At 39.7% G+C, this 12,721-nt stretch carries 12 protein-coding genes; 4 read left to right on the plus strand and 8 right to left on the minus strand.

Annotated features, from left to right (window positions below):
* Positions 1 to 76: 76 nt before the first annotated feature.
* From AUJ82_04595 to AUJ82_04615, 5 genes are read right to left on the minus strand one after another with little or no spacing between them, the layout of a single operon-like run.
* Positions 77 to 997: a GDP-fucose synthetase gene (locus AUJ82_04595; protein ID OIO59900.1), complete on the minus strand. Its 921-nt coding sequence runs from the start codon at positions 995 to 997 to the stop codon at positions 77 to 79.
* 6 nt (positions 998 to 1,003) lie between these two features.
* Positions 1,004 to 2,218, minus strand: coding sequence for a methyltransferase (locus tag AUJ82_04600; protein ID OIO59835.1), 1,215 nt, complete (start codon positions 2,216 to 2,218; stop codon positions 1,004 to 1,006).
* Between the two features lie 23 nt (positions 2,219 to 2,241).
* Entirely contained in the window at positions 2,242 to 3,228 is a 987-nt protein-coding gene (locus AUJ82_04605; protein ID OIO59836.1) for a GHMP kinase, read from the minus strand.
* Positions 3,197 to 3,964: a hypothetical protein gene (locus tag AUJ82_04610; protein OIO59837.1), complete on the minus strand. Its 768-nt coding sequence runs from the start codon at positions 3,962 to 3,964 to the stop codon at positions 3,197 to 3,199. The genes AUJ82_04605 and AUJ82_04610 overlap by 32 nt, the downstream gene beginning before the upstream one ends.
* Before the next feature lie 6 nt (positions 3,965 to 3,970).
* A complete protein-coding gene (locus tag AUJ82_04615; GenBank protein ID OIO59838.1) occupies positions 3,971 to 4,903 on the minus strand; it encodes a hypothetical protein in 933 nt (310 codons plus the stop codon).
* A 121-nt stretch (positions 4,904 to 5,024) separates the two neighbouring features.
* Here AUJ82_04615 and AUJ82_04620 point away from each other — a divergent pair, with 121 nt between their 5' ends.
* Positions 5,025 to 6,236 (plus strand): hypothetical protein, encoded by a 1,212-nt coding sequence (locus tag AUJ82_04620; GenBank protein ID OIO59839.1) that lies wholly within the window; start codon positions 5,025 to 5,027, stop codon positions 6,234 to 6,236.
* Positions 6,237 to 6,249: 13 nt separating this feature from the next.
* On the opposite strand, the gene AUJ82_04625 is transcribed toward AUJ82_04620, so the two are convergent.
* The 3 genes from AUJ82_04625 to AUJ82_04635 are packed head-to-tail and all read right to left on the minus strand — an operon-like array spanning position 6,250 to position 8,991.
* On the minus strand, positions 6,250 to 7,044 hold the full coding sequence (locus AUJ82_04625; GenBank protein OIO59840.1) for a glucose-1-phosphate thymidylyltransferase: 795 nt from the start codon (positions 7,042 to 7,044) through the stop codon (positions 6,250 to 6,252).
* Positions 7,037 to 8,113, minus strand: a complete 1,077-nt coding sequence (locus tag AUJ82_04630) for a dTDP-glucose 4,6-dehydratase (protein OIO59841.1) — start codon at positions 8,111 to 8,113, stop codon at positions 7,037 to 7,039. Before AUJ82_04630 ends, AUJ82_04625 begins: the two co-directional genes overlap by 8 nt.
* On the minus strand, positions 8,113 to 8,991 hold the full coding sequence (locus AUJ82_04635) for a dTDP-4-dehydrorhamnose reductase (GenBank protein OIO59842.1): 879 nt from the start codon (positions 8,989 to 8,991) through the stop codon (positions 8,113 to 8,115). Before AUJ82_04635 ends, AUJ82_04630 begins: the two co-directional genes overlap by 1 nt.
* 243 nt (positions 8,992 to 9,234) lie before the next feature.
* Between AUJ82_04635 and AUJ82_04640 the strand changes: the two genes are divergently transcribed.
* The 3 genes from AUJ82_04640 to AUJ82_04650 are packed head-to-tail and all read left to right on the plus strand — an operon-like array spanning position 9,235 to position 12,721.
* Positions 9,235 to 10,584, plus strand: a complete 1,350-nt coding sequence (locus AUJ82_04640; protein ID OIO59843.1) for a hypothetical protein — start codon at positions 9,235 to 9,237, stop codon at positions 10,582 to 10,584.
* Positions 10,585 to 10,613: 29 nt separating this feature from the next.
* Positions 10,614 to 11,849: a hypothetical protein gene (locus AUJ82_04645; protein ID OIO59844.1), complete on the plus strand. Its 1,236-nt coding sequence runs from the start codon at positions 10,614 to 10,616 to the stop codon at positions 11,847 to 11,849.
* Positions 11,846 to 12,721 (plus strand): hypothetical protein, encoded by an 876-nt coding sequence (locus AUJ82_04650; GenBank protein OIO59845.1) that lies wholly within the window; start codon positions 11,846 to 11,848, stop codon positions 12,719 to 12,721. Before AUJ82_04645 ends, AUJ82_04650 begins: the two co-directional genes overlap by 4 nt.

Below are 12,721 nucleotides of genomic sequence, written 5' to 3' on the forward strand. Positions count from 1 at the left end.
TTCCGTGGTTGATTTTGTCAATACACAAAACCAACTTAAGTTACAATGCTGATTTTTTTCTACTATTTGATAGGGTCTAGAAAGAACTGGTTCGCAGCTCATTTTGAAACCAATCAATGGTTAGATTCAAGCCTTCATCTAAATGAGTTAGTTTATAACCCGGGAGGGCTTTTTTAATTTTTTCAACTGAAAGACACTTGCTTTTAGCGCCCACGTATTTTTGGGTGTCATATTCGATTTCGTTGTGGTCGTAACCCACGATTTCGGAAATTGTCTCGGCAAATCGGCGTATCGGATATTCTTCGCCTGCCCCAATATTAAAGAAGTCGTTTGACGTATTCTCGTTGAGCTCCAATAAAATACGAACGAAGTCGTTGACTAAAACAAGCTCCCTTTTTTGGTGACCATCGCCCCAAAGCGTTACAGTATCGCCCTTTTCTTTACCTTGGATAATTTTACGCATTAAATCGAAGATAAAATGCATTTGGCGGCCATCTGTGTGATAACCCGCGCCATAGAGGGTTGAGGGAATGACGTATAAGTAATTGAGCCCAAATTGCTTGTGCAGGGCAAGCAAGCCCACGTAGAGCATTTTTTTGGTCATGCCGTAGGTGAACAAACTATCAATGGGTTTGCCTTTTAAATAATATTCTTCTGAGAGCGGCAACTCGGGGTCGTACACGCAACTTGTGCCAATCGCAATCATTTTGGCCTGTGGCTGATGCTCTTTCCACCACATAAGGACATGGGTATTTATCAGCTGATTAATAATCCATTGCTCACCAGGGTGATGGAGGCAAAAATCTCCCGCTTGCGTCCAGGCCGCCAAGTGGAAAATCTGGTCATATTTGGTATCGTTAAAAGCATTTAATGAATCTGCTTTTGTTAGATCGCAATTCTTTGACCCTAGCTTTACGACATTATGTCCTCGTACTTCTAATTCTTTACATAAATTAGACCCTAAAAACCCTGTCGCCCCTGTCACTAATATATTCATCATCAATTATTTAATTGTTTTTTCGACCGGATCGACTGGGAAATAGAACTCTACTCCTTTTTCGATCAGCTGCTTATTGTTGGCTAAAATTTCCTTTTTGAAATTCCAAGCTAAAACATAATATATGTCAGGCAGCTCTGTTAGTTCCTTCTCAATGGCGATAGGAATGTGCATTCCGGGAGAGTATAGCCCACGGCGAAGCTCATTTTTCTCGACCAAACAATCTAGGTATTCAGTACCAACGCCGAAGTAATTTAGCATAGTGTTGCCTTTTACTGGCGCACCAAAGCCATATATCTTCTTTCCCGCCTTTTTAGCATCACGGAGGTATTGGAGATTAAATTCCTTCATCACTTTGATCCGCTCGGCGAAATCCAAATATGTCTCAAGCTCGTTGGTTTTCTCCAAATCCTCCATAGCACGCATTCTTTCCAGACGCTCGGAAGGTTTAAGATTTCTAGATTTATGGGTCACGTAACCGATAATACTCCCTCCGTGAATCGATGAGAGCTGAGCATCAAACATAGAAAGGCCGTGGCGTTGAAGGAGAACCTCTATTGTCTTGAGTGTATAAAAGAGTAAATGCTCATGATAAATTTGGTCGAATGCCAAATTTTCCAGGATGGACTTGATGTACATGAACTGGACAACAAAGACACCGTCATCGGCCAATGCTTCCCGTATGCCTTCAGTAACAGAGTGCAACTCCTCTAAGTGAAAAAATACGCCTGCTGCATTGATAATATCAAATTTTTTGTTCAGCTTTTTAACGACCTCCAAATTAAAGAAATCATTCAACGTAGGTACGCCTGCTTCGTTTGCGATTCTTGCGGTTGTTTTGGAGGCTTCGACTCCAAGGACTTCGTATCCCAACTTTTGAAAATGCTTCAATTGTGTGCCATCATTAGAGCCTATATCCAATACCGATTTGTGTTCCTTGTTTTTACAAAACAGTTCATCCGCTTCTTCAGCAACCGTCTGAAAGTGGTCGGACAGCATTTTCGTGACACCAGAAAGGTAAGTGTGATCACTGTACATTAATTCTTTTTTAATGGTGTAATCCAGCTGGGTTGTTCCGCAATCATGGCAAAACATAAGACGAAGCGGGTAGAACGGCTCTTTTCCGACTTCCTCTTGCGTTAAAAAGTGAAGACAACAAGGATGCTGGCCTAAATCGATTGCTAATTCTAGATTGGTTGAATCACACACTCTACAGTTCATAATTATTTCTTTTGTTAAATATTTTAAGAGGAATAGATTACTTGAGCCGCCGGGGATGCCAGTTTAGGCTCAATAATATGGTTACCCTTGAAAGTATCGATAAGCTTTTGCTTGTTTTTCGGATCTATATAGAACAGCAAGAAGCCGCCCCCGCCCGCTCCGAGTAATTTACCTCCAATAGCACCCGAATCAAGACCCTTCTGATACATGTTATTAATATCATCATTGGAAATACTACGCTCTAATCGCTGTTTATATTCCCAGGCTGAATGGAGTAATTCGCCAAAAGCGTCCAACGATTCGTTACCATACAGAATATTTTCGGCTTCCTCCACCATTTGGTACATGACCTTGTAATCAGCTACTTTGTCTTCGATCCCCTTAATTTGTTCTGATGCTATTTTTTGAGCACTGCGCTTTATATCCGTAAAAACCATCACTAAATGGCTTTCCAGCTCACATAAACGTTCTCTTGAAATCGTTACCGGCTTCACTACAATTTCTTTTTCAGTAATAAAATCTACACGATTAAAACCGCCAACCGCAGCCATGGTTTGATCTTGGCAACCTACAGCCTCATTTAGCATTTTTCGCTCAACATATATGGCTTCATAGGCTAAATCTAAGCGCTTTATGAAACGACCTTTATAAGCATGGAGAGCCTTTAAAAGCGAGACGGTAAATGAAGAAGAAGACCCCAATCCGGTAAAAGAAGGCAAATCCGCAACCGTATGAAGCTCTATGTCTTTTGCAATGCCTAGCAATTCTAAACAAGCTCGAAATACACGGTGCTTGATATCCGCAACATTTTTAGTCAATTCAACATCGCGATAGGAGAGTCGAATCGAATAATCAAACAAGTGGCTCGGAAATTGGCTTGCAGTAACATATGCAAATTTATTAATGGCCGCAGCTAGCACTGCCCCTCCTCCGTAATTCTCGAAGTACTCCGGATAGTCTGTTCCTCCGCCAAAAAAGCTAATTCGTAAGGGTGCTTGTGTTATTATCATGCTCGTAAAAATGATGCTTGTTAGCTTTAATAAAGTCTCCTGAAGCTTGAAGGGTTTCAGGAATACCGATATCAATAAAGGGAGCCTCGGCACGAAAAACATGCACAGGAATTTCCTGCATCAAGAGCATAGGAAAAACATCCATTTCAAAACTTAAGGGCATTTTATCTGAAAACTGCCTTACAATGTGATCCGAGAATAAATAAATGCCACTATTAATCAATCCCCTTCCAGGTCTCTTTTCCAAAAAAGCCTCTAGGCGGTTTTGGTTATTTAGCTTTAGGGTACCGTAACGAGAGGCATCATCCTGCTCCACTCCAAAGACAGCCGCAGTGAAATTATTTGCATTTGCCAGTTCTAAAAAGGGCGCTAAATTTGCCAACGTCATGGAATCCCCATTACAAACAAGCCAAGCGTTCGCCTCTAAATTTGATTTTTTGATGCAATTGAGAAATCCGCCAGCCGTACCCAAGGGCTCTTTTTCCTCAACACAGCGCACATCGAATCCTTCAATAGGTTCTCCTCCAAAATAAGATTCAATAACATGACTCAAATATCCAGTTGAGAGAATTGACTGAGAAAAGCCGTTTTGCTTCAAGAACCTTAGAATCCACTCCAAAAAGGGCTTCCCTGCCACATCAGCCATGGGTTTGGGGACTTCCTTCAATACAGACTGCAGTCTGGTACCAAAGCCACCAGCTAAAATGACGGGGATAATCTTATTAAACACCGTCATATGAAATTAAACGTTCGAGTAAACCGACTGCTTAATAATGCGGTACCCTTTAATTAATTCCTGGATGCCTCTATCCAAATCCCACTCGTTCTTGAATCCGGTTGATAATATCTTTTGATTGGAGACGATATAGTCTCTTTTATCAGGATCTTCACCAATAGGCGCCTCTAGATAAACAAAACTAGGGACATGTTTTTGAATTCGCTCACAAAGTTCTATTTTGGAAAGATTTGCGTCTTCCAACCCAAAATTATAGGGCTGCCCTTTCATGGCTTCGAAATTATCAAGCGCATACATGAAAACGCGCGCAACATCCCTAATATGAATAAAATTACGCTTAAAGTGCCCTTCAAATATGACGACAGCACGGTCATTTACTGCGCGATAGACGAAATCGTTCACCAGTAGATCAACTCGCATACGCGGAGACATGCCGAATACCGTAGCCAAGCGGAAGGTAACGCTATTTTCGCGATTTAAAACGGCTCTCTCGGCGTTAACCTTTGATGTCCCATAAAGAGAAATAGGGTTGAGCGGCGTTTCTTCCGTGCAAAACTTGCCCTTTTCTCCAATACCATAACCACTATTCGTGGTTGGGAAAATGATTTTTTGATCCTTAGATGCTAATTTGCAAATCAACTCAACCGCACCTTGGTTTGTAGTTTCAGCCGCTATTTTGTCTTTTGAACAAATAGGCATTCCTACCAAAGATGCCAATGGGATAATAACTTCTGCTTTCTTAAGAAGTGGAGCTAATATAGCTTCATCTCGGGAATCTCCGTGAATAAAATCAAAACTTTCATAGCAACAACAATCCAAAAGTGAGTTTTGGCTGAATAAAAGATTATCCAGAACGGTTACTTCGTGACCTTCCTTTAAAAGCATGGGGACTAAAATTGAGCCAATATAACCGGCACCACCTGTAACTAAAATTTTCATAGCCATCAATTTAAAATAAAATTTGAAAAACAAGTTTCAAACCAATAGCCTACTTCTTGCAAGATAAAAACAATATATAGGATGTAGTTTATTCTCTTTTTAGCAAATCTATAGAATTTATATGCACTTAATTGACCTGACAAACACTTCACACTCTAAAGCCAACACAGGAATACAACGTTATTGTCGAGAGCTCTATAATGCTTTATTACAAAAACAACTCGTTCAAGCAATCACGTGGGATCCCTACCTCAAAGCTTGGCGTGGTCTGGATACAGAAGAAAAAGGTCTCTTAGATGTCGAAAGTTTAAAAAAAGTCTCTTCAAGGCGTAGGCCTACGTGGTCCATTAGGCAAAAACTAACAGGCTATGCTCGGCGCTGCTTTTACCAAGACGGACACGCATTAAAAAACCATTTTGAGGCGCTTATCGTTCCCGAGGTTTTTTCAGAAGACAACTACAATAATTTTCCTCGCCTTGCATCGAACCTCGACAGTGGCCCCAGGATAGCTATTTTCCACGACTCAATTCCCTTAAAATTCCCTCACCTATCTTCCCCCAAGACCATTGCTCGATTATCCTGCTATATGCAACAACTCGCAACATTTGATGCAGTAGCTCCCAATTCTGAAGCTTCTAAGAACGATCTTCTGGAGGCCTGGAATGCTTTGCATATCAAGAACATTCCATTAGTAAAGGCACTCCCCCTTTGTGTTGAGCAAAAAAATGAACCCAAAATTCAATTTAGTTATGACAAAACGACAAAAAACATTCTTTGCGTTGGATCTATCGAAGGCCGAAAAAATCACGTTGCCTTACTTGAAGCGGCTGAAACGCTATGGGCCAAAGGGGAGGATTTCCAACTCACCCTTGTTGGGCTACTAAATCACGAGTCTGGCCAAAAAGCAAAAACGCTTATCGATGCTCTTAAGGAGAAAAAGAGAGATCTGCGCTGGTTGGGTTCAGTTAACGAAGAAATTTTAAATTTCGAATATTCGCAGGCCTACTTTACCATATACCCTTCGCTCTACGAAGGGTTTGGCTTGCCCGTTCTTGAATCTCTGGTTAGGGGCATACCCTGCGTCAGCTCAATGGGAGGCGCGCTTAAGGAAACCGCTCAAGGCGGAGGCTGCTTACTCATGGAGGACACTTCCTCTCAGTCCATTGCTGATTGCCTGGCCAGACTACTTCATGATGAAGCCCTCCATAGAGCATTAGTTCAAGAAGCGCTAAACAGAAAATTCAGAACCTGGGATGAATATACCGATGATCTCTTAGATCTGATTGAAAAAGCGAAAGCATTAAAGGGCTCCGGAACCATTGAACAGAAATAACAATACAGCAATTCTATATCCACCCCTGCCCTTGGGCAATTTCTTCTAATGAGCCTATATGCAGGCCTTGGCGTTTCTCAAGAATCTGCACAAAGACTCCCGCGTCCAGTAAATTATCCGGCGTGCCTGTATCCAGCCAAGCAATACCTCTGCCTAGCTTTTCCACCCTCAGACTATCTTGTTCTAAATAAATTTTATGGAGATCGGTTATTTCGAGTTCTCCACGAGCGGAGGGTTTTAATGATTTTGCGTAGCCAACCACTTTGTCATCGTAGAAATAAATTCCGGGGATCGCGTATTTAGAGCGTGGCGATTTGGGTTTTTCCTCGATACTCAAGACATGGCCGCTATTATCGAAATCTACCACACCATATGCTTCCGGATTCGAAACAGGATATCCAAATATAGTTGCGCCTGTTTCACGCTTATTCACTCGTTGCAAAATATTGACAAAATCGTTTCCAAAGAAGAGATTGTCTCCTAAAATCAAAGCACAAGGTTCGTTTCCGATAAATTGCTCACCTATAATAAACGCTTGAGCCAAGCCTTCTGGCTTGGGTTGTTCTGCATAAGAAAAGCTCACCCCCCACTGCGAACCGTCCTTAAGGAGTTTTTTAAATAATGGGAGATCATCTGGAGTAGAAATAATTAAAATATCCCGAATGCCTGTTAACATGAGAACCGATATAGGATAATAGATCATCGGCTTATTATAAACCGGCATTAATTGTTTGCTAACGGCTACCGTTAACGGATAAAGCCTTGTTCCACAACCGCCCGCAAGCACAATTCCTTTTCGCCTAGTCATTTCCTAATCCTAATCGTTGACGTTGATAATTTCGTTTAGCAATATGCTCGCACCATATTTGGTTACCCAAGTACCATTGAATTGTCTTTCGCAAGCCATCGGAGAACGTGTGTTTCGGTCTCCATCCAGTTTCTTTTTGTATTTTATCACAATTAATAGCATAACGGCGGTCATGTCCAGGACGGTCCTTCACATACTTTATTAATTCCGAGTAAACACCTCCTTTGGATCTTGGCCTTAATTCATCGAGAATCGAACACAGCATATCGACTACTTCATTATTTTTCTTTTCACACAAACCACCAATATTGTACGCCTCCCCTAGTCTGCCCTTTACTAGAACAGCAAAAATAGCCTCGCAGTGGTCTTCCACATATAGCCAATCTCGCACATTTTCACCATCCCCATAGACGGGGAGTGGTTTTTCTTCTAGCGCATTCAAAATCATCAGCGGGATCAGTTTTTCCGGAAACTGATAGGGGCCATAATTATTGGAGCAATTTACTTTTAGCACAGGCAAACCATAGGTTTCCCGATAGACTCTGACAATATGGTCACCAGAAGCCTTGGAAGCCGCATAAGGGCTATTTGGGGAAAAGCAACTCTCTTCAATAAATGCCGGATCGGTTGCAGACAAACTACCGAAAACTTCATCTGTTGAAATATGCAAAAAGCGGAAATCGTTTTTTTCAACAGAATTCAATCGCTTATAATAAGTACGGCAAGCCTCCAGAAGGTCAATAGTGCCCATAACATTTGTTTGAAAAAATGGTTTCGGGGAATCAATCGAGCGATCCACATGGGTTTCCGCAGCAAAATTGATCACTTGTGTGATTTTTTCTCGTTTCAAAATTTCCTCAATAAAGGCTCTATCGCCTATATCGCCTTGAATAAAGTCATAACGAGGATCCTCATCAACCCCTTTCAAATTTTCCAAATTACCCGAGTAAGTCAACTTATCCAAATTGATTACGCGGTCGACCTGATCCCTAGATAACGTTTCTAAGCAATAATGAATAAAGTTTGATCCAATAAAGCCCGCTCCTCCAGTGACAAGCAACGCAGGCATCAGTTTTTCCAATTTAATAAAGTTTTCATCACAACTTCATTCACCTCAGTGAGGGGAATACCATAACCCATAATTTTTGAAGAATCCAAAATACAATTGGAACGCGGTGTCTTAGCTGCTTTTTGCATAAATTCGTCCTCATCCGTAAAAAACCTAAAATCCTTAACACATACTTTTGTCTCTTTCATGATTTCGGTGATCTCTTTAGCCGTAATCGAGCCCGGATTGGTTACATTATAGATGCCAAAGGGAATATGCTTTTTCCAGGATTCCCAAGTAGCTTGAACAAATTCCCCTAAATGAGAGATAGAATTTTGAACATTTAGTAGGGTATCATATTGCATAAGCTTGCTGAGATAGTTACGCGGCCCATTGAACTCATCAAAAGGGATCCTGAGACGCCAAATGTAGCAATTTACAGCACCCTCCAGGACTTCCTCCCCAAGACCTTTTGTACCACTGTAGAAGCTGCAATTATTCGATCTAAAACAAAAGTTAGGAGTATCCTCTTCTTTAAAACCCGCCCCATCAGGCCGTGCGCCAGAGTAAATACATCCAGAAGAAACATGCCCCCACGGAATATTATTCTCCTCACAAGCCTCCCGAACCACACCTGGCAAAACAGCATTTCCCGCCAGACATTCTGCCTTATGCATTTCACAAGCATCCACGTTCGGTTTTCCCGTGTACCCCGCAGCATTGATTACAAAGTCAAAAGCGCTATTCTTTAAAAATGCAGCTAATTGCCCCGGAATAGTATAATCAACTTCCTGTCGACTCAAACTGTAAAACGGGATACTTTGACCGAAAAAAAAGCGCTTGTAAGCTGAAGCCACATAGCCGCCTCCACCCAAAAGCAATACGCTAGTGTTTTTCATGAATTATTGGGGAATAACTTGTTATAATATAGATAATGAATATTCATTTCCCAAAAGGCAAGTATCGAACATTAAAACTCTATGAGGACTTGACAACTTATTTTCTTAAAAAATTAACTCCGAATAGCGGCTATATTGCGGACACAGGAAGCTATTAATTGTATTTACAAAAATGCCCTTTTCGAGTTATATAAAACAAAGAAAAACTACAACCTTCTTCAGAGATCTAAGGTTAACCGCAACATGGACAAAACAAACATTATATTCATTTCCCCACGGTTACAAAATTTCAGAGGACACTTATTTGAATATATTTACAGTGTCAGCCAGCATTTAGATAAAGAAAAATACAATATACATGTTTTTGGATCATCAAACGCCTCACAAGAAATAGTGGCTAAATTCGACAATTTTACTCCTTTTTTTATTTCTCCAGTAATCCAGCAACCTGCAAATAAAAAAGAATCTATAAAAAAACGGATTAGGGACACATGTCGAAAGCTTTTAAGAAACTATCGATTAGGCATGTTACTCGCCATGATAAATGACTCTTTACAATTTTTATCGGAAATGCGTAAGTTTTTAACTTATACAAAAAAACTCTTTGACGGTGAACAGTGTGTCTTTTTCATAGATTCGATTGAAGAACGTAGATTATTAGGATATTCGGTTTTCTTTTTTTTATTAAGAAAAACTCATGAGCTCATATCTAATAAAAGTTTGCTCGTTCTAAGGTATTCGAATATAAGAACTAAAAAAACTTCAACGCTTTTCCACAAGATGCTGACCAAATTTACTTTGGCAGGTATAGCAAAATGTCAATCATCCTCAAAAATCACGCTACTTACAGATAGTGCCCAACTAAAGGAAGAGCTCGAACCTCTCCTTAAAAGCCGTATACACCTCATTCCCATCCCCGCATTTAGAGTTGATAATTTTGATATTCGCATAAATAAATCGATGCATGGATCTAATAAAACGATCATATCTTACATAGGAGGAGCCCATTTTCAAAAAGGATGTGACTTTATTTTTAAGCTCATAGGATCCCCAAAAATCGCATCAATGCAAATCGAAATGCACGTACAGCTAGACGAACAAGAACTGGAGTCCTTGAAGGCTATATCACTCAAAGATTATATAGCAATTCAAGAAAACATAAAACATAATAAAATTCATCTAATCCCTAAAAATCTTCCATCAGAGGTATATAATCAAGTTTTTCAAAATACAGACATAATGCTTTTCCCATACCGCGGAATTCATTACCAGAAATGCACATCTGGAATTTTTTCAGAATGTCTTAGTATGGGTAAAATACCTGTAGTTTCAAATTCAACATGGATGGAGAAAGAGCTTCTAAAGCTGAATTTGAACGATCTCATCTTTCAAAACAATTCTTTTGAGGCATTTGAAAAGAAAACTATTGAAATAGTTGACAATTTAAATTTTTACCAAAACTCCATCATAAAAGCATCAAACAATTGGAGAAATTACCATAATCCTAAATCCTTAGCTAACGAGGTTATGAGAAACATCGAAACTGTTTACTCGGATGCTCGTAATTTAACAGAAAAAAGCTTAACATATTAAATTTCACACAAATTGACTAATTCCATTTCATGCACAGCACTACCGCAGTATATAATCATTCCGTTCAAGCAAACCAAACACAAAAGCATTTATTACTAACGATATTTAATAGCATCGTAATTTTCAGTTTAGTATACTGTGCGATACCTAAATATTTCATTGGAGATCCTAGAATAATCAACATTCGACTTATTGTATTCCCCCTAATTACAGTAAGCCTTTTAGCCCAATTACTACTCCTGCTCACATTAAAAAGGCCATCACGAATAATCTTTATCTCTTATGCAATTATTCTTTATGCATCCTTATTGGGCTTCATAAATTTTTCAAATTTATATTTTACATGGAAATGGTTCTCCATAGATATGCTAAGCCAATTTTCATTTATTGCCGGATTAATATTTGTTCAGGCGAATGGTTTGCAAAAAACTTTCTCAATATTAACTACAGTTTTGATTATCATCCTTCCGCTTATGCTATTAGGATTCTTAACGATTTTTGGTGATTACGCACAAATGGAATACTATGGTCGGGCATATGATGGATCTGGTTTTTATATTGAATTTATTATGGTTCTTATTCTGCCGATGTTCTGGCTCTCATTAACAAAAAGGGAGCACTCCAAGTTTAAAAATAAATGCATAATTGTTCTTGGCTACTTGCTATGCCTGATCTTTTCCTACATATCAGCAACTAAATCAACATTTCTTGGGTTAGTCGTGTCTTCGGGACTAGTATGTTTCTTTGAGTACAATCGTAAAGTAGCAATTGGTCTTCCCTTACTCATTCTATCCTCAATTTTAGTCTTCATAAACTGGGATAGCCTGATCTCCTCCTTGGGCTTTCTCGGGCACCGCCTTCAAACGTTTGATTATAATACCGAAGGACGATGGGTAGAGTTACAAGATATGACACAACAGGTAGGCGAATACCTCATTATAGGAGCAGGAAATGGCATAGGAGTATACAGTTCTATTTCTGCTAAAATAGGAACATTTTATACCAATGATCTACACGTTGGTCTAGCCAATTTCCTGCTTAAGGGAGGAGTGATAGGCTTGTTCGCCATTCTGATCCCAGGGATTGCTGGAATAATTAAAATTATTGCAAACAAACCAAACCCTCTCATTCAAGGCTCGTTCACAAGTCTAATAGCGTGGTACGCCATGGCGGCTACCACCTCAGGATACAACAGTATAAGTTTGTTTATGTTGGGCATAATAACACAAGTATTATTCAGTCAAAAAACATCTTCAAAACAATGAGTGTTGCCATAGGTATTCCTGTACATGGCTCTTCCCAAGAGCTCTTAAATTTATTAAAAAACATATACGCTTGTGAGCATCCTCAAATTCAGACAGCCGAAATCATAATTACAAATAGCGGCCCCAAAATTGATCGGAAGATATCCGAACTTAAGCTAAGCATAATTGAAGTTCCTCATCATTTTTATTGGTCCCGATCGGTTGAGACAATTTATAATCATTTTCACAAAAGCAACGCCTCGGCGTTAATATTAATGAACCATGATTGCCTCCCTAAAGATGACTGTTTTATAAAAATTTTAGATTTCCACAAAAACTACCCGACAAGCGTTGGGCATGTTGTTCTCTTAAATAAAGCAGCTAATGATACTATTTTTTGGGCTGGTTGCCGAAATGAAAAATTTGCAGCAGCGTTTACCGAACCCTACAAGGGAAACAGCGTAATGTGCTTACCAAAGTTGCCGTATTCAACAACCGCCGCACCGGCTCAATGCTTAATCCTCCCAAAGAGTACTGTTAGGCCAAAATATCTGCATGCAAAATTGTTTCCACATTACGCATCTGATCATGTACAAACTGCCCTTCTCAAAAAGAATGGAGTACCGGTATTAATTATACCGAATGCATTTGCTTACATTAGCTTGGCTGATAGGGCTAAAAAGTGCGCTAGGATGCATCCAGATACATGGAAAACCTTCTGGGATTGCTTATTTGCAGCCTACTCGCCTAGATATATAACGGTAAATTTCATTGCCCCCTTTTACACACGAACATCTTTTATCGAAGCTACGCTCCTTTCGATAAAACTTGGGTTTGGACGAATTGCTAAAACACTTTTGGAAAGATTCAAGATTATTCCTCCATTGCAATAA

It is taken from the genome of Verrucomicrobia bacterium CG1_02_43_26, from assembly GCA_001872735.1.
Taxonomy (GTDB): domain Bacteria; phylum Verrucomicrobiota; class Verrucomicrobiia; order Opitutales; family CG1-02-43-26; genus CG1-02-43-26.